At 71.9% G+C, this 23,468-nt stretch carries 22 protein-coding genes and 2 pseudogenes; 11 read left to right on the plus strand and 13 right to left on the minus strand.

The genetic code is table 11. The annotated features are described in order from the left end of the window. From ACZ4K2_RS23475 to ACZ4K2_RS23495, 5 genes and pseudogenes are all read right to left on the minus strand, one after another. Positions 1-91, minus strand: a pseudogene (locus ACZ4K2_RS23475) (electron transfer flavoprotein subunit beta); the annotation flags it as partial. Further along, complete coding sequence (locus ACZ4K2_RS23480) at positions 88-1,179, minus strand: acyl-CoA dehydrogenase family protein (protein WP_467475870.1); 1,092 nt, start codon at positions 1,177-1,179, stop codon at positions 88-90. The pseudogene ACZ4K2_RS23475 and the gene ACZ4K2_RS23480, both read right to left, overlap by 4 nt. Continuing rightward, entirely contained in the window at positions 1,176-2,207 is a 1,032-nt protein-coding gene (locus tag ACZ4K2_RS23485) for an acyl-CoA dehydrogenase family protein (protein WP_467475869.1), read from the minus strand. Before ACZ4K2_RS23485 ends, ACZ4K2_RS23480 begins: the two co-directional genes overlap by 4 nt. Next, positions 2,207-3,376 carry an acyl-CoA dehydrogenase family protein gene (locus ACZ4K2_RS23490; RefSeq protein ID WP_467475868.1) on the minus strand — a complete coding sequence of 390 codons (1,170 nt, stop codon included), beginning with the start codon at positions 3,374-3,376 and terminating at the stop codon, positions 2,207-2,209. The genes ACZ4K2_RS23485 and ACZ4K2_RS23490 overlap by 1 nt, the downstream gene beginning before the upstream one ends. Next, positions 3,376-4,251, minus strand: coding sequence for an enoyl-CoA hydratase (locus ACZ4K2_RS23495; protein ID WP_467475867.1), 876 nt, complete (start codon positions 4,249-4,251; stop codon positions 3,376-3,378). The genes ACZ4K2_RS23490 and ACZ4K2_RS23495 overlap by 1 nt, the downstream gene beginning before the upstream one ends. Positions 4,252-4,297: 46 nt before the next feature. Between ACZ4K2_RS23495 and ACZ4K2_RS23500 the strand changes: the two genes are divergently transcribed. The 5 genes from ACZ4K2_RS23500 (at position 4,298) to ACZ4K2_RS23520 (ending at position 8,831) form a co-directional block, all read left to right on the plus strand. Beyond that, positions 4,298-5,464 carry an acyl-CoA dehydrogenase family protein gene (locus tag ACZ4K2_RS23500; protein ID WP_467475866.1) on the plus strand — a complete coding sequence of 389 codons (1,167 nt, stop codon included), beginning with the start codon at positions 4,298-4,300 and terminating at the stop codon, positions 5,462-5,464. 16 nt (positions 5,465-5,480) lie between these two features. Then, complete coding sequence (locus ACZ4K2_RS23505; RefSeq protein ID WP_467475865.1) at positions 5,481-6,266, plus strand: SDR family oxidoreductase; 786 nt, start codon at positions 5,481-5,483, stop codon at positions 6,264-6,266. 14 nt (positions 6,267-6,280) lie between these two features. Further along, the gene (locus ACZ4K2_RS23510; RefSeq protein WP_467475864.1) at positions 6,281-6,901 is read left to right on the plus strand and encodes a TetR/AcrR family transcriptional regulator; all 621 of its coding nucleotides are present in this window, start codon (positions 6,281-6,283) and stop codon (positions 6,899-6,901) included. Between the two features lie 31 nt (positions 6,902-6,932). Then, positions 6,933-8,090, plus strand: coding sequence for an acetyl-CoA C-acetyltransferase (locus ACZ4K2_RS23515; RefSeq protein WP_467475863.1), 1,158 nt, complete (start codon positions 6,933-6,935; stop codon positions 8,088-8,090). 186 nt (positions 8,091-8,276) lie between these two features. Further along, the gene (locus ACZ4K2_RS23520; RefSeq protein ID WP_467475862.1) at positions 8,277-8,831 is read left to right on the plus strand and encodes an AAA family ATPase; all 555 of its coding nucleotides are present in this window, start codon (positions 8,277-8,279) and stop codon (positions 8,829-8,831) included. Positions 8,832-8,984: 153 nt separating this feature from the next. Here the strand turns inward: ACZ4K2_RS23520 and ACZ4K2_RS23525 are convergent, their stop codons facing one another. After that, positions 8,985-11,714, minus strand: a complete 2,730-nt coding sequence (locus tag ACZ4K2_RS23525; RefSeq protein ID WP_467475861.1) for an AfsR/SARP family transcriptional regulator — start codon at positions 11,712-11,714, stop codon at positions 8,985-8,987. Between the two features lie 285 nt (positions 11,715-11,999). Here ACZ4K2_RS23525 and ACZ4K2_RS23530 point away from each other — a divergent pair, with 285 nt between their 5' ends. From ACZ4K2_RS23530 to ACZ4K2_RS23550, 5 genes and pseudogenes are all read left to right on the plus strand, one after another. Further along, positions 12,000-13,067 carry a hypothetical protein gene (locus ACZ4K2_RS23530; RefSeq protein ID WP_467475860.1) on the plus strand — a complete coding sequence of 356 codons (1,068 nt, stop codon included), beginning with the start codon at positions 12,000-12,002 and terminating at the stop codon, positions 13,065-13,067. Positions 13,068-13,384: 317 nt separating this feature from the next. After that, positions 13,385-13,705, plus strand: coding sequence for a hypothetical protein (locus ACZ4K2_RS23535; protein WP_467475859.1), 321 nt, complete (start codon positions 13,385-13,387; stop codon positions 13,703-13,705). 250 nt (positions 13,706-13,955) lie between these two features. Then, positions 13,956-14,354 carry a nuclear transport factor 2 family protein gene (locus tag ACZ4K2_RS23540; protein ID WP_467475858.1) on the plus strand — a complete coding sequence of 133 codons (399 nt, stop codon included), beginning with the start codon at positions 13,956-13,958 and terminating at the stop codon, positions 14,352-14,354. A 40-nt stretch (positions 14,355-14,394) separates the two neighbouring features. Next, a pseudogene (locus ACZ4K2_RS23545) lies at positions 14,395-14,856 on the plus strand (hypothetical protein); the annotation flags it as partial. A gap of 246 nt (positions 14,857-15,102) precedes the next feature. Then, on the plus strand, positions 15,103-15,579 hold the full coding sequence (locus ACZ4K2_RS23550; protein WP_467769969.1) for a class I SAM-dependent methyltransferase: 477 nt from the start codon (positions 15,103-15,105) through the stop codon (positions 15,577-15,579). Positions 15,580-15,584: 5 nt separating this feature from the next. Here ACZ4K2_RS23550 and ACZ4K2_RS23555 read toward each other — a convergent pair whose 3' ends face one another. After that, the gene (locus ACZ4K2_RS23555) at positions 15,585-16,022 is read right to left on the minus strand and encodes a winged helix-turn-helix transcriptional regulator (RefSeq protein WP_467475857.1); all 438 of its coding nucleotides are present in this window, start codon (positions 16,020-16,022) and stop codon (positions 15,585-15,587) included. A 103-nt stretch (positions 16,023-16,125) separates the two neighbouring features. Here ACZ4K2_RS23555 and ACZ4K2_RS23560 point away from each other — a divergent pair, with 103 nt between their 5' ends. Next, the gene (locus ACZ4K2_RS23560) at positions 16,126-16,977 is read left to right on the plus strand and encodes an alpha/beta fold hydrolase (RefSeq protein WP_467475856.1); all 852 of its coding nucleotides are present in this window, start codon (positions 16,126-16,128) and stop codon (positions 16,975-16,977) included. 299 nt (positions 16,978-17,276) lie between these two features. Here ACZ4K2_RS23560 and ACZ4K2_RS23565 read toward each other — a convergent pair whose 3' ends face one another. The 6 genes from ACZ4K2_RS23565 to ACZ4K2_RS23590 all read right to left on the minus strand — a co-directional run bounded on the left by ACZ4K2_RS23565 (position 17,277) and on the right by ACZ4K2_RS23590 (position 23,406). Further along, positions 17,277-17,672 (minus strand): hypothetical protein, encoded by a 396-nt coding sequence (locus tag ACZ4K2_RS23565; RefSeq protein ID WP_467475855.1) that lies wholly within the window; start codon positions 17,670-17,672, stop codon positions 17,277-17,279. Between the two features lie 365 nt (positions 17,673-18,037). Further along, on the minus strand, positions 18,038-18,691 hold the full coding sequence (locus ACZ4K2_RS23570) for a D-glycero-alpha-D-manno-heptose-1,7-bisphosphate 7-phosphatase (RefSeq protein WP_467475854.1): 654 nt from the start codon (positions 18,689-18,691) through the stop codon (positions 18,038-18,040). Between the two features lie 73 nt (positions 18,692-18,764). Then, positions 18,765-20,765 (minus strand): D-glycero-beta-D-manno-heptose 1-phosphate adenylyltransferase, encoded by a 2,001-nt coding sequence (gene rfaE2, locus ACZ4K2_RS23575; protein WP_467475853.1) that lies wholly within the window; start codon positions 20,763-20,765, stop codon positions 18,765-18,767. Between the two features lie 119 nt (positions 20,766-20,884). After that, complete coding sequence (locus ACZ4K2_RS23580; RefSeq protein ID WP_467475852.1) at positions 20,885-21,673, minus strand: ABC transporter permease; 789 nt, start codon at positions 21,671-21,673, stop codon at positions 20,885-20,887. Beyond that, on the minus strand, positions 21,666-22,460 hold the full coding sequence (locus ACZ4K2_RS23585) for an ABC transporter permease (protein WP_467769965.1): 795 nt from the start codon (positions 22,458-22,460) through the stop codon (positions 21,666-21,668). The genes ACZ4K2_RS23580 and ACZ4K2_RS23585 overlap by 8 nt, the downstream gene beginning before the upstream one ends. Beyond that, entirely contained in the window at positions 22,453-23,406 is a 954-nt protein-coding gene (locus ACZ4K2_RS23590) for an ABC transporter ATP-binding protein (RefSeq protein ID WP_467475851.1), read from the minus strand. The genes ACZ4K2_RS23585 and ACZ4K2_RS23590 overlap by 8 nt, the downstream gene beginning before the upstream one ends. Positions 23,407-23,468: the final 62 nt, after the last annotated feature.

The following is a 23,468-nucleotide window of genomic DNA, read 5'->3' on the forward strand; positions in this document are numbered from 1 at the left end:
CGTCGCGGTCGACGGTCAGGTCATCGGCGAAGTGCCGGTCGCCAGTGGCGTCGGGCACGTACTTCACAGTGACAACGATCCTCAAGCTCACGCCGTTACCTTCTCTTCTCGCTGCTTCGTCTGTGTCAGGCCCAGCTCGCGGGCGAGCCTGTTCCGGTGCCGGGCGGGCGTCCCGAAGAGCTGGGCGGACCCGTGCGCGCGTTTGAAATAGCGGTGCGCCGGGTGCTCCCACGTGATGCCGGTGCCGCCGTGCAACTGGATCATCTCGCCCGCCACCGAGGAGAACGCCTCGGAAGCCGCGGAGGCGGCCGCCGACACGTAGGCGCCGAACGCCGGGGAGCCGGCCTCGAACGCGGCGCCCAGTGCCGCCGAGCGCGCCGCCTCCACCAGGACGTAGGCGTCCGCCAGCCGGTGCTTGACCGCCTGGAAGGAACCGATGGGCCGGCCGAACTGGACGCGCTCACCGACGTACGCGATCGTCAGCTCCAGACACCTCTGCGCGGCCCCCACCTGCTCGGCCGCCAGGGCCGCGCGGGCGAGGTCCACGGCACGGGCCAGGACGCGGGCGCCGTCGCCGTCCGTGCCGATGGGCCGCCCCTCGGCCCCCTCGAACGTCAGCCGGGCAAGGGAGCGCGTCCCGTCCATGGCCACGCGGGCGTCACCGTGGACGCCCGGGTCGTCGGGGGCCACCTCGTAGAGGGAGACCCCGCGGTCGGTACGGGCGGCCACCACCAGTACGTCCGCCCCGACGCCGTGGAGCACGTACTGCTTGGCGCCGTGGATCCGCCGGCCGCCACCGGCGCCGCGCACGGCCGTGGCGTGGATCCGGGCCGGATCCCAGGAGCCGTCCTCCGCCCAGGCCAGGGCCGCGACGCCGCCGTCGGCGATGCCGGGCAGCAGCCGCGCGCACGCGGCGCGGTCCCCGGTGGCGAGGACCGCCTGCGCGGTGAGTACGGCCGAGCCCAGCAGCGGGACGGGGCTCAGCACCCGGCCCAGCTCCTCCATCACCACGTGCACGTCCACGGCCCCGCAGCCGGCACCCCCGTACTCCTCGGGCACGGCGAGCCCGGCGACGCCCACCTGCTCGGTCAGCGGCCGCCAGGCGCTCGCCCCCTCGTGCCGGGCGAGCAGCGACCGGACGGCGGAGCGCAGGTCCTCCTGCTCACGTGTCAGCCTCATACGCCCGCCGCCTCGGGTGCGAGCGCGGGCGGGGTGCCGAGTCCGGCGAGGACGTCGGCCCGGCACGCGGCGGGCGTTCCCCACGCGTCCCGCAGCGGCCGTGCCTTGCGGATCCACAGGGAGAGGTCGAGTTCGTCGGTGTAGCCGAGGGCGCCGTGCAGGTGCAGGGCGGTCAGCGCCGCGTCGTGGGCCGCCTTCCCGGCCGCGGCCTTCGCCGCGGCGATCTCGCGGCCGGCCGACGGGTCGTCCGCGGCCAGGGCGAGAGCGGCGGAGTGGACGAGCGGCCCGGCGAACTCCAACGCGATGAGGTCATTGGCCAGTTGGTGCTTGACCGCCTGGAAGGAGCCGATGGCCACCCCGAACTGGGTGCGCTGTGCGACGTAGGCGACGGTGTGCGCGAGCAGGGCGTGACCGAGACCGAGGCACTGCGCCGCGGTCACCAGCCGGGCCACACGTGCGGCGTGTGCGGCCGCGGCCGTCACTTCCGGGCCCCGGGCGAGGACGGCACCGCCGAGCGGACGGGCGAGCCTGCGGGCCGGGTCGGCGGACTGCTGGACGTCGCCCGCCGATTCCGTGAGGCGGACGGTGTCGCCCTCGACGGCGAACACCCCGGTGGCCGTGGCGGCGTCCAGCGCGTACGGCGCGTCGGGGGAGAGCAGCGCGAAGGAGACGGCCGCCGCGCCCGAGGCGATGTCCGGGAGCCAGGCGGCGCACGCCGTCTCGTCGCCGAGCCGGTCCAGGAAGGCGGCCGCTGCCACCGTCTCGACCAGCGGACCCGGCACCGCGTGCCGGCCCAGTTCGGTGAAGGCGAGGGCCAGTTCGAGCGGGAGCGGCCCGAGCCCCTCGTGCCGTTCGGGCACGGCGAGGGCGAAGACCCCCGCGTCGGCCAGCTTCGACCACAGCGCCCGTCCCGGCCCGGTGTCACCCGCGCCCCAGGCCCGTACGGCGGCCGGGGTCCCGGCCGCCGCCAGCATGCCGTCCAGCGAGCGGACGAACTCCCGCTGCTCGTCGGTCAGGAGGAACCGCATCACCGGCGTCCCTTCGGCAGGCCGAGCAGCCGCTCGGCGATGATGTCCCGCTGGATCTCGTTGGTGCCCGCGTAGATGGGGCCGGCGAGGGAGAACGTGTACCCCTCGGCCCAGCCGCCGTGCGCGGGCGCGTCGGCGGCGCCGTCGGACAGCTCGCCGCGGGTCCCGAGCAGGTCGAGGGCGGTCTCGTGCAGCGCGATGTCCAGTTCCGACCAGAACACCTTGTTCAGGCTCGACTCGGCGCCGATCGAGTCGCCCGCCGCGATCCGCGAGACGTTCCGGTAGGCGAACAACTGGTAGGCGCGGGCCGCGACGACCGCGTCGGCCACGCGGTCGCGCAGGGCCGTGTCCGACGGGTCGGCGGCGGAGCGCCACAGGGCGGTGAGCCGGTCGGCGGCGGCCGTGAACCGGCCCGGACTGCGCAGGGTCAGCCCGCGTTCGCTGCCGGCCGTGCTCATCGCGACCCGCCAGCCCTGGCCGGGCTCGCCGATCACGTCCTCGTCGGGGACGAACACCTCGTCGAGGAAGAGTTCAGCGAACGCCGGCTTGCCGTCGAGCCGGCCGATGGGCCGTACGGTCACACCGTCCGCGTCCAGTGGGAACATCACGTACGTCAGACCGCGGTGCGGCCGGTCCGCCGCCGGGTCGCTGCGGAACAGGCCGAAGGCGCGGTCGGCGAAGGCGGCCCGGGACGACCAGGTCTTCTGGCCGCTGAGCAGCCAGCCGCCCTCGGTCCGCACGGCCACGGAGCGCAGCGAGGCCAGGTCGGAGCCCGACTCCGGCTCGGACCAGGCCTGCGCCCAGATCTCCTCGCCGCTCGCCATGGTCGGCAGGATCCGGGCGCGCTGCTCCTCGGTGCCGTGCTCGAAGAGGGTGGGGGCGAGGAGGTTGATGCCGTTCTGGCCGACCCGGCCCGGAGCGCCGGCCGCGTAGTACTCCTCCTCGAAGATCAGCCACTGGAGCAGCGAGCAGCCCCGCCCGCCGTACTTCTCCGGCCAGGAGACCACCGACCAGCGCGCGGCGGACAGCGTGCGCTCCCAGTCCCGGTGGGCGGCGAAACCCTCCGCCGTCTCCAGGGAGGGCAGCGGCTCCGCGGGGGCATGGGCGCGCAGCCAGGCGCGGGCCTCGTCGCGGAAGGCGTCCTGGGCGGTGGTGAAGTCGAGATCCATCAGGCCGGCCCCTCCTTCATGGCACGGATGTCCATGCCGCCGAGCGGGTCGGCGGCGGTCTCGGCATTGTGCGCGTGCGCCAGGTGGTGCAGTCCGAAGACCGAGTCCATGCCGGTGTGCAGGCCCTGGAGGTCCTCGGCCTGGTTCACCGCGCGCTTGGTCAACGCCAGCCCCATACGCGGCATCTCCGCGATGCGCAGAGCCAACTCCTGTGTCCGATTCGTGAGTTCGGCGCGCGGAACCACGCGGTTGACCATGCCGACCTGGTGGGCGCGCTGCGCGGTCATCCGCTCGCCGGTGAACAGGAACTCCTTGGCGATCCGCGGCGGCATCACCCAGGGATGGGCGAAGTACTCGACGCCGGGGATGCCCATGCGGACCACCGGGTCGGCGAAGAACGCGTCGTCGGAGGCGACGATGAGGTCGCACACCCAGGCCAGCATCAGGCCGCCGGCGACGCAGGCGCCCTGCACCGAGGCGACGACGGGTTTGGGCAGCTCGCGCCAGCGGCGGCACATGCCGAGGTAGACCTCCGACTCACGGGCGAAACGGCTCTCCGCGCCCGCCTTGTCCGAGTGGTCCCACCACAGCCCCGCCTTCCGCTCGAAGGGCAGGTGGGCGTCGCGCTCCGGGGTGCCGATGTCGTGGCCGGCCGAGAAGTGCTTCCCCGCCCCGGCGAGGACGACGACCTTGACCTCGTCGTCCTCGGCGGCCCGGTAGAAGGCCCGGTCCAGGGCGTACGTCATCGCGGAGTTCTGCGCGTTGCGGTACTCGGGCCGGTTCATGGTGATCGTCGCGACCGGTCCCCGCCGGTCGTACAGCACCGGGCCGTCCTGCGGCCGCGGGTCCTCGGCTTGTTCGTGGGCAGCGGACATCCGCCCCTCCTTCCCTAACAAGTGTTTGGTAGGTTAACGTACGTCCATGACCAGCGTCGAGGAGTTCCGCACCGAGGTCCGCAGTTGGTTGCGGGCCAACCTCACCGGTGAGTTCGCCGCCCTGCGCGGACGCGGCGGACCCGGCCGCGAGCACGAGGCGTTCTCCGACCGGCTCGCCTGGGAGCGCCACATGGCCGCCGCCGGCTGGACCTGTGTGGGCTGGCCGCTGGAGTACGGCGGCCGGGGTGCCACCCTCGAACAGCAGGTCGCCTTCCACGAGGAGTACGCCCTCGCCGACGCCCCCGCCCGCGTCAACCACATCGGCGAGCAGCTCCTCGGCCCGACCCTCATCGCCTTCGGCACGCCCGAGCAGCGCGCCCGCTTCCTGCCGCCGATCGTCGCGGCGCGGGAGCTGTGGTGCCAGGGCTACAGCGAGCCGGACGCCGGTTCGGACCTGGCGAACGTCCGCACCAGGGCCGAACGCGACGGCGACTCATGGGTGGTGACCGGCCAGAAGACCTGGACCTCACTCGCCCACGAGTCCGACTGGTGCTTCGTCGTGGCGCGCACCGAGCCCGGCTCCGTGCGCCACCAGGGCCTGTCCTACCTCCTGGTCCCGCTCGACCAGGCAGGCGTCGACGTCCGCCCCATCACCCAGCTCACCGGCACCAGCGAGTTCAACGAGGTCTTCTTCGACGAGGCCCGCACCCACGCCTCCCACATCGTCGGAGCGCCCGGCGACGGCTGGAGGATCGCGATGGCCACGCTCGGCTTCGAACGGGGCGTGTCCACCCTCGGCCAGCAGGTCGGCTTCCGCCGTGAACTGGCCGCCCTGATCGACCTGGCCCGCCGCAACGGCAGCGCCGAGGACCCCCTCGTCCGCGACCGGCTCGTCCGCGCCTGGATCGGAGTGGAGACCATCCGGTTCAACGCGCTGCGCATGCTGGACGGACTGGCCGCCGGAGCACCCGGCCCGGAGGCGTCCATCGGGAAGATCTACTGGGCCACCTGGCACCGGGAGCTGGGCGAACTCGCCATGGAGGTGTGCGGCGCCGACGGGATGCTCGCCGCCGGCGAGCCCTACGACCTCGACGACTGGCAGCGGCTGTTCCTGTTCTCCCGCTCCGACACCATCTACGCCGGCTCCAACGAGATCCAGCGCAACATCATCGCCGAACGCGTGCTCGGCCTGCCCAGAGAGGCCCGCCCATGACAGAGAGGGTCCACCCGTGACCACCGACCCCGCCTACGTCCCCGGCCACGGCCTGCTCAACGGCCGTACCGCCGTCGTCACCGCCGCCGCGGGCGCCGGCATCGGCGGCGCCACCGCCCGGCGGCTGCTGGAAGAGGGCGCCGACGTGCTCGTCTCCGACGCCCACGCCCGCCGCCTGGAGGAGACGCGGGCGGCCCTCGCCGACGAGTTCGGCGCCGACCGGGTCACGGCGCTCCCCTGCGACGTCACCGACGAGAACCAGGTCGGCGCGCTCCTCGACCTGGCCGGGGAGCGGCACGGCCGCCTGGACATCGTCGTCAACAACGCCGGACTCGGCGGCACCGCCTCCCTCGTCGACATGACCGACGAGCAGTGGGGGAAGGTCCTCGACATCACCCTGGGCGGGACCTTCCGCTGCACCCGCGCCGCGCTGCGCCGGATGAAGGCGGCGGGCAGCGGCGGCGTGATCGTCAACAACTCCTCGGTGATCGGCTGGCGGGCGCAGAAGGGGCAGGCCCACTACGCCGCCGCCAAGGCCGGCGTGATGGCGCTCACCCGCTGCGCCGCCCTGGAGGCCGCAGAGTACGGGGTACGGGTCAACGCCGTGGCGCCGAGCCTGGCCATGCACCCGCACCTGGTGAAGGTCACCACGCCCGAGCTGCTGGCCGAGCTGACCTCGCGTGAGGCGTTCGGCCGGTACGCCGAGCCCTGGGAGGTGGCCAACGCGATCGTCTTCCTCGCCAGCGGCTACTCGTCGTACCTGACGGGCGAGGTCCTGTCCGTCAGCAGTCAGCACGCCTGAGCGGGGACGAGCGGGTGCCGAAAGCCGACAGCAGCAAGAAGAAGACGGCGCCACCGGCGCCCGAGCGGCGCGAGGAGATACTCGCCACCGCCGCCGAGGTGTTCGCCGCGCAGGGCTACACCGCCACCACCGTACGCAGGATCGCGGACGAGGCGGGCATGCTCGCCGGCAGTCTCTACTACCATTTCGACTCCAAGGAGTCGATGGTCGACGAGATCCTCTCCACCTTCCTGGACGAACTCTGGGAACGCTACGACGCCATCCTCGCCTCCGGGCTGGGACCGCGGGAGACCATCGCGGCCCTCGTCACCGCGTCCTTCCGGGGGATCGACCGGCACCGCGCCGCCGTCGCCATCTTCCAGAAGGAGTCCAGGCACCTGCAGAGGCAGCCGCGTTTCGCCTACCTCGCCGACTCCCGGCAGAGGTTCGAGAAGGCCTGGCTCGGAACGCTGGAACGCGGGGTGGCCACCCACACTTTCCGCGCCGACCTCGACGTACGGCTCACCTACCGGTTCGTGCGCGACACCGTGTGGGTCGCCGCCTCGTGGTACCGGCCGGACGGACAGCACAGCCCCGAGGAGATCGCCCGCCAGTACCTGTCGATGGTGCTGGAAGGCCTCGCCGTACGGGCATGACACGGCACACGTCACAGAAGGAGCAGCAGGCATGGCCGAGGCATACATCGTCGAAGCGGTCCGTACACCGGTCGGCCGCCGGAACGGCGGACTGTCCGCCGTCCACCCGGCCGACCTGGGCGCACACGTCCTCAAGGAACTCATGCGGCGCTCCGGCGCCGACCCGGCCGCCGTGGAGGACGTCGTCTTCGGCTGCCTGGACAACGTGGGACCGCAGGCCGGCGACATCGCGCGCACCTGCTGGCTGGCCGCGGGCCTGCCGGAGGAGGTGCCCGGCGTGACCGTGGACCGGCAGTGCGGCTCGTCCCAGCAGGCGCTGCACTTCGCCGCCCAGGGGGTGCTCTCCGGCACCCAGGACCTGGTGGTCGCGGGCGGGGTGCAGAACATGTCGATGATCCCCATCGCGTTCGCCACCCGGCAGGCCGCCGAACCGCTGGGACTCGTCCAGGGCCCCTACGCCGGTTCCGAGGGCTGGCGGGCCCGCTACGGGGACCAGCCGGTCAACCAGTTCGCCGGCGCCGAGATGATCGCCGAGAAGTGGGGCATCTCCCGCGAGGACATGGAGGAGTTCGCGCTGCGCTCGCACCAGCGGGCCGCCCGCGCCATCGACGAGGGCCGCTTCGACCGCGAAACCGTCGCCTACGGTGACGTGCGCACCGACGAGGGCCCGCGCCGCGACACCACGCTGGAGAAGATGGCCTCCCTCAAGCCCGTCGTCGAGGGCGGCCGGCTGACCGCGGCGGTCTCCTCGCAGGTGTCCGACGGCGCCTCGGCGATACTCATCGCCTCCGAGCGGGCCGTGCGCGAGCACGGGCTCACCCCGCGGGCCCGCGTCCACCACCTCTCGGCGCGCGGCGAGGACCCGATCCGGATGCTGTCGGCACCGATCCCGGCCACGGCGTACGCGCTGAAGAAGGCCGGCATGTCGCTCGACGACATCGACCTGGTCGAGATCAACGAGGCGTTCGCCTCCGTCGTCCTGGCCTGGCTGAAGGAGACCGGAGCCGACCCGGAGAGGGTCAACGCCAACGGCGGCGCCATCGCCCTCGGCCACCCGCTCGGCGCCACCGGCACCAAGCTGACGACCACGCTCCTGCACGAACTGGAGCGCACGGGCGGCCGCTACGGCCTGCAGACGATGTGCGAGGGCGGCGGCCAGGCCAACGTCACCATCATCGAACGCCTCTGAGGACATCTCCGAGCGGACCGCGCCCCGGGCGACGCCCGGGGTTCGGTCCGCTCGGCCGCCGCCCGAGCCGAACGCCTTCGGCGGCAGCGTCAACGCCGGCCGGTGATCCTGTCGGTCGAGCCCGCTGCCCCGGGGCCGCTCGATATCGGATCGCGCAAGACGGACTCGGGCTGGCACGCTGCCCCCATGGATCACGGGGAAGTGCTGCTGATCGGCGGACGGGCCGGAGTCGGCAAGACGACGGTGGGCTGGGAGGTCTCGGCGTTGCTGCGGGCCGCGGCGGTCCCGCACGCGGTCATCGACGGTGACTTCATGGGGCAGGTGCATCCGGCCCCGGAAGGGGATCCGCACCGCTCGGAGATCACCGAGGCCAACCTCGCCGCCGTGTGGGCCAACTTCGCCCGGCGCGGCTACCGCCGGCTGGTCTACACGAACACGCTCAGTGTGCTGCCCGAGGAGACCGGCATGTTCCAGCGGGCCATGGGGACGGATGTCCGGATCACGCGGGTCCTCCTCACCGCCACCGATGCCACCGCCCGCGAGCGGCTGACGCGCCGGGAGCTCGGCTCGGAACTGGAGCAGGAGCTGCGCGGCAGTGCCCGCAAGGCACGGCTCCTGGACCAGCGCGTTCCTGCGGGGACCGTGCGGGTGGTGACGGACGGGAGGGCCGTCGTGGACATCGCGGGTGAGGTCGTGGCGGCCACGGGCTGGTCGGGACAGCACTCCGCGCCCCGGCCGTGACCGACTCGTATGACGCCGGGATCGTCGAAACCCGCATCCCGGCCATGAAGGTCGTACGTCGCAAGGTCCCGTAGTGCCGCGCCGGGGGCCTCTCAGGGCGAGGTGAGGCGTACGAGATGCCCGCTCACGGGCGGTCCGCGCAGCGGTGGGACTTCAGTCGCCGAGTTTGCGGCGCAGTTCGGTGGTGGCGGGGTGGCCGATCTCGTCGGCGATCTCCAGGGCCTGACGCCAGGCATGCCGGGCCGCCCGGGGATCGCCGACGGCGAGATGTGTGTCGCCGAGGTGGTGCAGTATCTCCGTCTCGCCGTACCGGTCGCCGAAGCTGCGATCCAGTTCGAGGGCCCGCCGGTAGCAGTCGAGGGCGTCCGCGTAGGCACCGAGGTGGTGATGGGCGTAGCCGAGACTGTCCCACGCCCCTGCCTCGCCGTGCCGGTCGGCGATCGCCTGGTTGAGGGCCACCGCCTGGGCGCAGTACGTCAGGGCGGTCCGGTGGTCGCCGAGCGCGATGTTGAGCCAACCGACGTTGTTCAGCGCCTTGGCCTGGCCGGTCCGGTGGCCGGTCTGCCGGTACAGGGCCAGGGCCTGCTCGGCGTGGTCGAGTGCGTCCCGCTGGCGTCCTTGCTGGTTGCACACCCAGCCCAGGCCCCGGTGGGTGTGGGCCTGGCTGTCCAGGTCCCCCAGAGCACCGTAGAGGTCCAGGGCGTGCCGGAAGTGGGTGTGTCCTTCGTCGAGCCGTCCGATCTGGGTGTACACGTTGCCGAGGCTGCGGTGCGCCGCGGCCTTCCAGGAGGTGTTGCCGAGCCGTTGTGCCGTGTCGAGCGCGATGTGCTGGCTGACGGTCCAGTCGTGCCAGTGACCGCGGTGGTCGAGGAACGTCTCGGCGGCCCGGGCCAGTTGCCAGGCGTACGCGTCGTGCCGCGTGCGCACGGCCAGCTCGATGGCGCTGAGCACCACGGGGTGTTCGACGGTGAACCAGGCCAGGGCGGCATCGTGGTCCGCCGGAGCCAGCGGAGTCACGCCGGGCCGGACAGCCCCCGGGTGGATGTCGTCCTGGTGCGGGTCCAGCCGCTGGGCCGCCGTGCAGGCCGTATGGAGGTAGAAATCCAGCACGCGCAGGAGCGTTTCGTCGCTCTCGTCGGCCCGTTCCGCCGTCGCGCGCTCGACCGCGTAGAGGCGGGCGAGGTCGTGCAGGCGGTAGCGGCCGGGCTCGGGTTGCTGGATCAGGTGTGCGTTCTCCAGTTCCCGCAGCGTCGCCGCCAGGACAGGGGCCGGCCAGGCGACCACGCCGGCGATGGCGGCCTGCCCGATCTCGGGGCCCGGGGCCAGCCCCGCCAACTGGAAGACGTCCGCGGCCCTGCGCGTCAGCGCGTTGTACGACACCGTGAAGGCGGCGCGCACGTTCGCCGTCAGATCGCCCGCGTCCAGGGCGTCCAGCCGCGCCGACTCGTCCCTGAGCTCCTCGGCCAGCACCGCGAGCGGAAAGGCCGGGTGGGTCGCCGCGCGGGCGCCGACCACGCTGATCGCCAGGGGCAGCCCCGCGCAGTGCTCCAGCAGAGCGGCGACGGCTTCCGGCTCGGCCGCCGCCCGGTCGTGCCCGACATGGCGTGCCAGCAGTTCCCCTGCCTCGGGGACGCTCAGCACGTCGAGCGTCAGGAGCCGGGCCCCGTAGGTGCTCACCAGGCCGGCCAGCCGCCGGCGGCTGGTGATGAGGACCGTGCAGGCGGCACTGCCCGGGAGCAGCGCGGCCACCTGCTCGGCGTCGGCGGCGTTGTCCAGGACGAGCAGCATGCGCCGTCCCTGGACCAGGCTCCGGTAAAGCCCGACCTGCGCCTGTACGTCCGGCGGGACGGACTGGGCAGCCACGCCCAGGGCGTCGAGGAAGCCGCGGACAGCGACGGCGGGTGCGACGGGCGGCTCACCCGACGGGTCGAAGCCTCGCAGGTCGACGTACAACTGCCCGTCCGGGAAGCGGTCGAGGTTCCGGTGCGACCAGTGCAGGACCAAGCGGGTCTTGCCGATTCCGCCGATGCCTCCGATCGTGAAGATCGCCACCGACCGGTCCGGTGGGTCCACCACGTCCAGTGCCTTGTCGAGCTCCGCGAGCTGCTGCTCCCGGCCGGTGAACCAGCGTGGGCAGGCGGGCAGTTGGCGAGGTGTCGGGACCTCCGGACCGGCGGGGAGGGCCGGCTGCGGGGCGGCGAGGGCGAGTACCGGATCGGAGGTGAGGATCCGCTGGTGCAGCCGGTGCAGGGACGCTCCGGGATCGACCCCCAACTTCTCGGCGAGCCGCTCCCGCACGCGCCGGTAGTGCGACAGCGCGTCCGCGGACCGTCCGCCGCGGTACAGGGCGAGCATGAACTGGCCGGCCACCCGCTCGTCCAGCGGATGCCGCTCGGCTCGCGTGAGCAGGGCGGGCAGGCACTCGCCGTGGCGGCCGGTCCGCAGCAGGGCGTCCGTCCGGTCCAGTTCCGCGGCCCATCGCTCGTCCCGCAACTGCTCGCGCACGGTGTGCAGCCACGGGGAGTCCGGCCCGGCCAGCGGCTCGCCCCGCCACAGTGCCAGCGCCTCCTCGAACAGAGGCAGGGCGGAGACGTCGTCCGCGGCCTCGCGAGCCGACCCGATCAGGTCGCGGAAGCGGTGCAGGTCCACCGCGGCCCCGCCGGCGTCGAGCAGGTAGCCGTCGGACCGGCGCAGCAGCCGGGCGCCGTGCGGCTCCAGCACACGGCGCAGGCGGGAGAGGTAGGCGTAGAGGGTTTCCCGCCCCCGGCGGGGCAGGCGGTCGTCCCACACGCGGTGCAGCAGCCGGTCGGCAGACACGGGACGGCCGACGTCGATCAGCAGCACCGCCAGCACACACTGCTGCCGCGCATGCCCCAGGGCCACCGGGCGCCCCCCGGCCCATGCCTCGAATGTGCCCAGTAGCCGGAACTCCAGCACGCCGTGCTCCCCCCGTTCACGCCGGTACCGACCCCGGCAGGCCTCACTGTGACCTGCCGCGCAAGGGTGCTCGCAAGGTTTCTCGCAAGGTCGGCCGTACATCATTGCTGACGTGTCCGAATCCGGGCGGCCCGTCGCCCGGAACGGTTCGGGCAGTGCACGTGTCGCACGAGTGGCGGGAGCGGACGGTCCGCTCGTGCCTCGGAGGATCTTCGTCGGGGAGGAACATCCATGAGCAAGCACCTGCGCATCGGGCTGCCGTGTCTGGCGGCGGTGGCGATGACGCTGGTTCCGAGCGGGGCGGGAGCGCTGGCAGCTCCGGCCGGGGGCGAGGACGTCACCGTGTACGTCGGCTCCGGCGGAACCTCGCTCGCCGGGCTTTCGGGGAAGTCGCTGCTGAGGGCGGCGGGGGAGGCCGGCCTGACCGCGCAGAATCCGGTGGGCTCCCTGCGTGACGCCCAGGCCGTGCTCAAGGCCAGGAACACGAAGAACGCGACGATCATGCTCCGCGGCGGCACCTACACCGACGCCGGGGTGGAGTGGGGCCCGGGCATCGCCGGCGGTACGGTCACGGTCACCGCTCAGCCGGGGACGGGCCCCGTCACCTTCGACGGACGCACGGCCAGGGCCGGGTACTGGACGAAGGTCGGTCCGAGGTCACCCAAGCTGAGGTTCCAGGGGCCGTACACCGTGCAGCGCTACGGCGACGGCGGGATCAAGGCCACCGGGACCAGGGAGGACGGCCCGGTCAAGGGACTCGTGGTCAACGGGATCACCTTCAAGCAGATCGGCAACGCCTGGGTCAAGGGCGGCAAGGGTTACGCTGGCGTGCACCTGAACTACGTCTCGAAGGCGGTGATCACCAAGAACTCGTTCATCAATCTGGAGAACAGGAAGGACGCGGGCCCGGGGAACACCCACGGTGTCTACCTCGCCTTCAACCAGACGGACGGGACCTCCGGGAGCAACGGGAACGTGGTGCGGGGGAACACGTTCCAGGTCATCTCGGGCGACCCGGTCCGCGCCAGCGACGGCAGCAGCGGCAACAAGGTCCAGCTCAACACCTTCAAGAAGGGCCGCGACTACAAGGGGAAGACCCGGGGGAACGGCAACTACGGCATGTTCACCTACTGGGCGTTCCCGAGGGCCGACACCTGCGGCAAGGGCGGGAACACGTTCTCGGGCAACACGTACACCGTGAACTACTACGGCAAGAAGGCACCGGCCGTCCGCTCGGGCCCCACCGGCCGTCACTGCAAGTCCGTCAAGGCGACGGGCACCAACCGCTACAGGCGCTGACCTCGGCCTTGAGTGACGGTCCGCCGACCGCGGTCGGCGGACCGTCAGCCGCTCTCGACGACTTTCCCCTCACCCGGCACCGACCGCTCCACCAGGTCCGTCCTGCCCGGCCCGCCGCTGAATCGCGTTGACGAGTGCGCCCGGATCGTCGGCGTGGAAGCGGATGGTGTGGGCTTCCTCCGTCACGCCGAGCGGGCGGGTGCAGGGCAGCGGCCGGTCACCACGGCCGTGATTCGGCGGAATATGGCGCAGTCATGACACTGAGTCGGTTGTTAGTTTCGGGCGTCCGCCGAACCAACCAGTCAGAAGGTGATGACATGCGCAGGTATCGATCGGGGATCGTGGCCCTCGCCGGCGTGGCGCTGGCGATGACCGGCGTCTCGGCCTCACACGCGGCAACCCTCACCAGCACGAAGGCTCCCAACGCCTGCACGCTCAGCAGGTTCACCGTGGTGTGGGACAAGGCGGGTGTCTACGACCGCCCCAACGGCAACGTGAAGTGGACCAAGGACTACGGCAATTCCGTCACCGGCCCCACCGGAGGCACAAGCGGCGGCTGGACGGCGGTGTACCAGGGCGGTACCGGCGACATCTACTACATGAAGGACGCCGCGCTGCGATACGACAGCTGTTCCTGAGCTCGTTCCTCCCTCCGCCCGGAGCACCACGACGATGATGCGGAACGCGTGCCCCTTGGGCGCCCGGTAGGTGCGGAGGCATTCTTCGTCGTCGGCTCCCGCTCGGCTCCGGTCGCCGAGCGGGCTGTGCCGGCGGTGATCTTCCAGCGATCGGCGCCGGGCGGTTGTCGCGTCGGGGTCCTCGACGGTTGTGGACCGAAGCTACCTCGGCGCCATGTCCGTTGCTACTTACCGGTGTTACTGTCGCGCGATGTCCAAGATCGAGATTGACGCCGTTACCGCAGAGTTCTTCGGAGCCTTCGACAACCGCGGCGGCAAGGCCGCGGACGTGGCCCGGATCCGCCGGCTGGTCATTCCGGGTGGCGTGATCGTGCTGACCGGGCCGGAGTACACGGTCTACACCGTGGACGAGTTCATCGAGCCTCGCGAACGCCTCCTCTCGGACGGCCGATTGGTCGAGTTCTCGGAGTGGGAGACCTCCGAGCGGACCGAGATCGCGGGCGACATCGCGTCGCGCTTCGGCGAGTACCGCAAGGCCGGCGTCCTGGACGGCAAGCCGTTCGAGGGCGGCGGGACCAAGGCCTTCCAGTTCGTCCGCACCCCGGAGGGCTGGCGGATCGCGGCGTTCTCCTGGTACGACCCGTCCTGAGCGCAGCAGCCCTCGGGGCACCGGTCGGCGTCGGCGCCGAAGGGTGCGTCACCCGTTCGTGATGGTGCTGCCGGTTGCCGCCTCGGCGGTTGTCGCCGGCGCACGCTCGTACACGGTCATCGGCCAGTGGCCCGCGAACGTGTGGCAGCATGCCCTGGCCCGCCTGGGTGCCCGGGGCGTGGGAGCCTTCAGCGTGCGCGTCGGGCCGAGTGCCGCCACCATTCGGCGGGTTATCGGCCGGGTCCGCCCTCGTGCCCTGGCCGCCGATCTAACCGGCGCTCCGCCTGCCGGTTCGGACTCGGTGGCGATCCACGGCAAGGCCGCCCGCGGCTCTCGGCACGGCCAGACGCCCGCCGCCCATCTGCCGACCGCGATGACCGGCGACGGCCGAACCGTCACCCGGCTATCGCCGCCGACATCCGGCAGGCCTCCCACGAGCCCTTCACCCGCCCGCTCGACCGACTGGGCATCGCCTGACCAGACTCTGCCACGGCCCTGCTGATTCGAGTGGGACTCGTAACTCCCACTCGAATCAGCAGAACGGCCGGAACTCCTCGAAACTGGGCGTCGGAGGCGGATCGGGCAGCCGGTAGGCACCAGTCCGTGGCCGACCGCTGGCCGGGTCGGTGGTCCCGCGGGCCAGAGCGCCCGGTATCGGACGCCACCCCAGATTGCTCTCGAAGTACGCCACGGCAGCGCCGACCGATGGCCACCAGACGTCGTCGAGCAGCACTATGCCCCACTGGCGATCTGCGAGGCGCTGCTGCGCGCCGGTTCACGGAACCCGCGGCATGTGGTGATCGACCCGTTCCAGTACACGGCGTACGACGGTATCGGGTGGGAGCTGCTGCGTAGCGCCGGCCTGGACGACATCGCCGAGCTGGTGACCGAACCGTCGCAGCGCTTCCTTGCCCGGTTGGCCGACGAGGGTTTCACCGCGGACGCGGCGTTCGTCGACGGCAGCCACCACTTCCACAACGTGTTCGTCGACCTCCACTTCCTGGGCGATATCGTCCGGCCTGGCAGCGTGACGGTGGCGAAGTCCGGACCGCCATCGGGTCTCCGCGGCGGCCCGTGTCTGACGAGGTCCCGGCGCACGGCGGCCACTCGATCCGGCCACTCGCCTCCGACTTCATCCGGCTGCGTGATCGAGTTCACCAGGCGCACTCCTTCTGCCTGCGGGCACGGTACGTGGTCAACTGTGACACTCGGAGCGGCCGCCTGAAGGGTTCAGTCACAGTGTCCGTGACTGAGCTGATCGGGGGGCGACTCGTCGGCGAGCTGGTTGCTTCGGTCGATCTCCGGCATGTGCGTCTCGGCCCAGACGCGTAGGGCGGAGAGCGGTACTTCGAGGGACAGGCCGAGCTCGGTGAGCCGGTAGTGGACGGCGGGCGGCACGGTGGGTTCCACGCGGCGCGCGACGAGACCATCGCGGACCAGGCTGTGCAGGGTGACGGACAGCATCTTCTGCGAGATGCCCGGGATGCGGCGGCGCAGTTCCGCGAAACGAAGCTCACCCGGAGCCTCCTCGGCCAGCACCTTGACCGTCATCGACGTCCATTTGGTGCCGATGCGGTCGAGCAACTGGCGGGTCGGGCAGCGCGGATCCAGCAGGTCGCCCCGCTCACCGGGTCGCTGGTCACGTCCGCCGGGCCTCGACGTGGTCACCTGGGGCTCACCACCTGAAGGGAAAGTGCCGTCTTGGGCGGACCAGCGTAGTTCCTTAGCGTGACCTGGTCACCATCACTCACCAAGTACCTGGAGTCCCCTCATGCCCGAGCTGCGACGCGTCCTCGCCAACGGTGTCGAACTGAACGTCGCCCTCTCCGGGTCGGGCCCGGCCGTCCTGCTGCTGCACGGCTTCCCGCACACCTGGGAGCTGTGGACGGACGTCATGGCCGATCTGTCCGGCCGCTACCGCGTCATCGCCCCGGACCTGCGCGGGTTCGGCGCGAGCAGCCGGGCCGCCTCCGGGTACGACGCGGGCACCCTGGCCGAGGACGCCGCGGCGCTCCTCACCGCGCTCGGCGTGTCCTCGGCCGCGGTGGTGGGCATCGACGCGGGCACCGCGCCGGCTTTCCTCCTCGCCCTGCGCCGCCCTGGTCTCGTCCGGCGCCTGGTCGTCATGGAGTCCCTTCTGGGCAGGCTGCCTGGCGCCGAGGACTTCCTCGCCGACGGGCCGCCGTGGTGGTTCGGCTTCCACTCCGCCGCGCCCAGCCTCGCCGAGACCGTGGTGGAGGGCCACGAGGCCGCCTACGTCGACTGGTTCCTGAGCGCCGGCACGCTCGGCGACGGTGTGCGCCCCGCCCTCCGGGACGCGTTCGTCCGCGCATACACCGGCCGCCAGGCGTTGAGCTGCGCGTTCTCGTACTACCGGGCCCTGCCCGAGAGCGCAGTACAGATCGAGCAGGCGGTCGCCACTGCCCGCCTGACGGTACCCACGATGGCGGTGGGCGCCCGGCCCGTCGGTCCTGCGCTGGAACGCCAGCTCCGCCCGGTCACCGACGATCTCACCGGACACGTCATCGAAGACTGCGGCCACATCATCCCGCTGCACCGGCCGCACGCCCTGCTCAAGCTGCTGCGTCCGTTCCTGGCCGGTGAGGACGGGAAAGCAGCGTGACCGGGGGCGTGGCGACTCGATGGCCACCCGCAGCGATCCGACCGGGTGATCTACCGCCGACGCAACACCGTCGAAAGTCGATCTCGGTGTCACGATCGAAGCGTCGCACCTGCTTCGCGAACCAGCCTTCCAGTGAAACCGGCTACATCGACGGCCGGCACCGGGTCCAGGCCCGGCTGGGGCGTGGACGCACGCCGCATCGGCGTCCTACACATGTCGATGAGACGTGGCCTCCGTGCTGCCCGGTTTCCGCATCCCGGTCCGGGCACCGGCTGCTTCCTCACGAGCTTTGACCTTCGCTACTCGCTGGGCGTGTTGGCCTGCGTCCGAGACGTCGATGCTCTGCGGGACAGGCGGGCGAGCAGCTGACCCGTGCCGACGACAACGTAGAGCACGACCAGCACCCCGAGTACCAGGTCGAGCCAGTCGTAGGCCGTGCCTCTGCCGAGTGCGGTCCACGCTCGGGCACCTGCGATGGATCCGGCGACCACCAGCAGGACCGACGCCACGGCATGCAGCACCTTCGCGGCCCCGGGCCGCCGCTCTTTGAGCAGGTCACCGCCCGCGCCGAGCGCGATCAGCGCGGGGAAGGCATCGTGCGGCTCCAGATGCCCCGTCCCGATCGCGTCCGTGATGTCGATCAGGACGCCGATCGAGCCGACGACCAGTGCACCTTGGGCTATACGGCGGCTCATCAACTCTCGCTTGCAGTCGAACTTCGTCGGGCGTCCTCCGCAGGACGCCGAACGGGGAGCGTAGCCCGACCGGGGCGTACGGCGTTCAGCAGGACGGGACCAAGGCGCCGACGCGGAGCGGGCCGCGCGCGGACTTCGGCCCACGAAAGGTCGTATCTGGCGGACAACCGGGCGGCGAGCGGCGGCCATTGGCGCCACGCCCCGTGAATGGGCCGGACCGGCCGTGACGCGACAACGGAACAGGTCGGGCGCCCCGATTTCCGGCTGCTCGGTCCGTCAGGCCAGCGACCGCTGACTTGCCGCCCTTTCGGCTTCCACCAGGATGACGCCCCCCACGGCCCCGCGGTGCCTGGCCGAACTCCACCTCAGCCCCCATCAGGCAATCGTGGGACCGGCCTGCTTCGTTGGCATGCGCGTGCCTCCCAGGATCCGAGCAAGCGGTACGTCACCTCGCGCAGCACTTCGGCGGTGGTGGGTCTGTGGAGGTCCGGTGTGACGCCGGCCGGCGGTCGTGGGGCGGCCAGTGCTGTGCGGGTTCGGGCGCGGTGTCCGGCTTCGATGTCGCAGCCGGAGTCGCCGATCATCCAGGATCGGGTGAGGTCGAGGCCAAGGTCGTGAGCCGCCTGGCGCAGCATTCCCGGCTCCGGCTTGCGGGAGGGGCAGGCGGCCTTCAGGGCGGTCACCGTGGCGTCCGGGTGGTGGGGGCAGGCGTAGATGCCGTCGAGCCGGACGTCGTGTTCGGCCAGCAGTTCTCGGAGCCTGCCGTGCATCGCGATCAGGCCGTCCTCGTTCAGCAGGCCGCGGGCCAGCGCACTTTGGTTCGTGACGACGACCAGGGCGACATCGGCGTGCTGGAGCGCCCGCAGTGGTGGCCCGATGCCGGGTTGCAGGACGAGGTCGTCCGGGCGGGTCGGGTAGTGGCGCGGTCGGGTGAGGGTGCCGTCGCGGTCGAGGAGGACCGCGCGCCGCCGCCCCGGTCCGGGGTCTGTCGGGGCGGGCGGGTTGCGTGGGCAGGTCATCCGTCCGCCGGCGGGTGTCGCGCCCGGGCAGGAGGTCCGGCCGCGTCGTTGCCGGGTGCCTCGTCGTGTGGGCTCATCGGGCGTGGCTGGTGTGGTGGAGTCGCTCGATGCGGGAGGTGGTGGAGTGGCCGTCCAGGTAGGGGACGACCACGACCTGTCCTCCCCAGCTCTCCACGAGCGTGGTTTCCGGGATGTGCCGGCCCGCGTAGTCGCTGCCCTTGACCCATACGTCGGGCCTGAGTTCGTTCAGCACTCGTTCGGGGGTGTCCTCCGCGAAGAGGAGTACACCGTCCACGCAGTCCAGGGCCTGGAGCAGTTGAGCCCGCTCGCGTTCGCCGACGATGGGGCGGTCTCCTCCTTTCAGGCGGCGGACGGAGTTGTCGCTGTTGACGCACACGACCAGGATGTCGCCCAGGCTCCGGGCCTGGCGCAGGAGGGAGAGGTGTCCGGCGTGCAGCAGGTCGAAGCAGCCGCCCGTACCCACGACGACCCCGCCGCGTTCGCGTACGCGTGCCGCACTGCTCAGCGCCCCGAGCCGGTCGTCGGGCCGGGGGCGGGCGGTGAGGCCGGCGGGGCCCCCGGCGTGGACGTAGGCCGATGCGGCTTCCACAGCGGTGGCCACCGCCTGGGAGGGCAGCCGTCCGGCGCCGAGCATCAGCGCAGCGGTGACCGCCAGTTGGTCGCCCGCCCCGCATGCGTCGGCCGCGCCCGCCGAGTCAGCCGGGACGACCAGTGGGGGTCCGTCGGTGTCGGACATCAGGACCGCGCCCAGGTGGCCGCGGGTCACGGCCACCTGTTTCACCGGCCACTGCCTCAGGAGCCGGGTGCCGCGGTCGACGTCGCCGCCGAGGCCGCTGCGGCCGGCAGTCGCGCCGGTCAGCACCGCGGCTTCGTCCGCACTGGGAACAGCCATGGTGGTTCCCGCGACCGGCGCGCTACCGGCCGGGTGGGGGTCCCACACCAGGGGGCAGCGACGGGCTGCCTTCTCCAGTTCCCCACGGAGCTGGGTGTGTCCGGTGACGCCGCGACCGTAGTCGGCCACTACGACGGCGTCGGCCGAGGCCAGCCGGGCGCGTGCTTCATCACCGAGCGGGCCGAGCCGCGGGGGCGTATGGGCCTCGTCGAAACGCAGCAGAGTACGGCCGGCGGCACGGACGCGGGTCTTGACCGGGGTGTCGCCGCCTGTGGCGATGTCGATGACCTCGACGTCCGCCTGGTGCAGCAGCTCGCGCAACCGGGACCCCGGTGGACCCGAGCCGATGCCGCACACCAGGCTCACGCGCCAGCCCGCCTCCCGGGCCGCCAGGACTGCGGCGAGTCCGGCTCCGCCCGGCCGCTCGGTGGTACGGGCCCGCGTGATCACGGGTACGGGGGCCTCCGGCGAGAGTCTGTCGGCGGTCCCGGTGATGTCGCGGTCGAGCAGCGCGTCGCCGACGACCACCACGTGCCGGCCCGGCTCGGCGTGCTCGGCGTTCGTGTTGCCAACCGGGTCCTCGGCGCGGGGAGCAGCCGGGTGTGCCGGGAGACAGGCGTCGACGGCGGCGCACAGGAGGTGAATGGCGATGAGGTGGCACTCCTGGACGGTGGCGGTCGACTCGGCCGCGACGCACACTGCCTCGTCGCACACCTGGACCAGTGGGTTGGCGCCTTGACCGGTCAGGGCCCAGGTGCGCAGGCCGCACTCCCGCCCGGCGCGGGCGGCGGCGAGGATGTTCGGGCTGCGCCCGGAGGTGGAGATCAGCAGCAGGATGTCACCGGGGCGCCCGTGGGCGCGGACCTGCCGGGCGAAGACCTCCTCCGCGCCGTAGTCGTTGGCGATGGCTGTCACCGAGGAGGTGTCGGCGTGGAGCGCGATCGCGGACAGCGGTGCCCGTTCGCGGTGGTAGCGGCCCACCAGCTCGGAGGTGAGGTGCTGGGCTTCGGCCGCCGAGCCGCCGTTGCCCGCGACCAGGAGGCGTCCCCCGGCGGGCAGTGAGGTGGCCAGGTCACGGCCCCACGACTCCAGGCGGTCGGTGTCGAGTCGAGGCAGGGCGTCGCAGAGGGCGCGGAGGTGCGCCTGGACCGACGTGGTCACGGTGGACTCCATGAGGTGAGGGGCGAAAGGGGCGGCGAGGTGCCTTGATCGCCGAGCGCCGTACGGTCGCCGTGTGCCGTACGGCTGCCGTGCGCCGTAACGGTTGCCGTGCGCCGTACTCAGACAGGTTCCGGTGCGGCACCGGCATGGAGCCGACGCTCCCAGAACCGCAAGAGGAGACAGGTGGCGAGCAGCCAGAGCACTGCCACGGCGGCCTCGTGGAGAGCCGCGGACGCCAGGTGCCCGGTGCCGCCCGCGCGGAGGGCCGACAGGCCGGCACCCAGGGGCAGTGCCTGCCCGAACGGATGGAGGACGCTTCCGGAGCCGACGGGGACGACCGCGCCGCTGCAGAGCAGGATCAGATAGCCGAAGGAGTTGACGACCAGTCCCTCGTCCAGGCCGAGGAGCACCAGCGCGCAGCAGAACAGCCCCACGCAGAGGCAGCCGAGCGTGGTGAGCACCACGATGGGCAGCGCGGCCGCGACGCGGAGCGTTGCCGCGGAGCCGAGCATGGCCGGCCCGAGCAGGCAGAGTGCCAGACCGGAGGCCAGCAGGCCTTCGACGAGGTGGACCCAGGAACGCAGCACCATGATCGCGAGCAGAGGGACGGATCCCAGGCGCAGCCGGTACATGGTGCCTTGGGGGACCTCCGCGGAGATGACAGCGGGGAGGTGGCTGACCACCGCGGAAACCGGAGCGAAGGCCACGGCGCCGACGAACGCGTAGGTCTTGCCGCTGCTGCCGTGGGCGAGTTGCCCGACGTAGGTGAAGAAGGCCACCTGGAAGACGACGCGGATCGCGGTGCTGACCAGCGCCGCGGTGCCGGCCGACGTGACCCGGTACTCCTTCCAGGACAGACGGCAGATCCTCCACGCGGTGGACAGCCAGGGTGGCAGACGGTCAGGCAAGCTCAACGGTTCCCCTTGCTCGGCCGCGCCGCAGCACGGTGTCGAACGCCCACACCGCGCCCGCCAGGTAGAGCGCGGTCAGCAGCGTCGCGCCCGCGAGATGGGCGGGGGCCGGTGACTGCCCCCGGGCGGCGTCGTGCATCATGCTCGTGACGTGGTAGAGGCTGATGGCGTGGGCGGGCCAGCGCAGTTGGGCGGGCAGCATCTGCAACGGGATGAGAAGGCCACCGAGTACGAAGACCGGGTAGCCGAGGGCCTCGATGATGCGCAGGCCCGCACGGGAGAGGAACACCACGCAGCTCAGCAGGAGCCCCATGGCCGCCGCGGAGACCCAGGCCCCGGTGAGGACGGCCAGAACGACGATCGGGTCCGGGACGTCTGGACGCAGCCCCAGAACGGGGGCGGCGATGGCCACCGCGGCGAGTGCGCGGGCCAGTCCCACCGCTGCGATCCCGAGCGTCTTGCCCATCAGGACCGCCAGCAGGGAGACCGGGCGGACCAGTAGCGCCGCGAGGGTTCCCTGCGCCGCCTCACGGCGCAGCAGGGTCCCCGCGCCCCAGACGGTGGACGACCACAGGGCGATCGTCACGCAGCCGAGGACGACCTCCGTCGATTGCCGGGGGTCGGCGGAGGGACCTGTGCGGGAGGCGACCGCCAGGAAGACGACGGGTTGGATCACCGAGATGACCACGGCTGTCTTGACCCGGAGCGTTTCGCGTGCTTGCAGGGCAGCCGCACGCCACATGGTCCAGCCCTGGAATGCGATCGCACGCGGCCACTCACGCATGGCTGTGCACCAGTCTGCGCAGTACGGCTTCGATGCCGGGCGAAGCGACGTCGATGCCCGTCACCGGGTGCTGACGCACCACGTCGGACAGTTGGGTGAGCAGTGCGGCGTCCCAGGTCTCGACATGGAAGGCCAGTGTCCAGCCGTCCGTGCCCTGGTGGATCCGCACGGAAGGACCACTCAGGAGGGGGCTGGGTCCACGAGGGGCCGTTCCGGGGCCGCACAGGCGGACTTCGGCGGCGAAGCCCGCCTGCTGCCGGAATTCGGCGATGGGCAGGTCGTGCGACACGCGGCCGGAGTCGAGCAGGACGACTCTGCTCGCCAGTCGGTCGATGTCGGTCGGGTAGTGGCTGGTGAGGAGGACCGCCGTGCCGGTCTCGGCCACCTGGGCCACCGTGCTGCGTATCCGCTCGGCCTCCATGAGGTCCAGCCCCACGGTGGGCTCGTCCAGCATGAGCAGCCGAGGCCGGTTCAAGAGCCCGATCGCCAGGTGCAGCCGCTGTTTCATGCCCTTGGAGAAGGTCTCGACCCGGCTCCCCGCGCGCTCTGCCAGACCGACTTCTGCCAGGGCCGTGAGCGCACGGGAGCGCAGATGGCGACGCACTCCGCAGAGACCGCCGAAGAACATGGCGTTGTCCAGAGCGGACAGGCGCGGATACAGTCCCCGCTCCCCGCCGAATATCACGCTGATGTGGCGTCGCGCGCGGCGGCTTTCCTCGGCCACGTCGTCACCGCAGACAGTCGCCCGCCCTGACGACGGCAGCAGCAGGGTCGAAAGGATCTTCAACAGAGTGGTCTTTCCCGCACCGTTCCCGCCCAGGAGACCGACGATCTCGCCCTGCTTCACGGTGAAACTGACCCCGAGCAGCGCCTCGACGGGCGGAGGGCCGGGAAACGTCCTGCGGATGTTCCGCACGTCCAATACCGTCTCGCCCCGTTCGTACACTTCCCCACCTGGATATCTGCCACACAGCCCCTGGTCTGCGGGGCTCTTGGTGTTTGATCGGT

This window comes from Streptomyces sp. NPDC025833 (assembly GCF_055558055.1).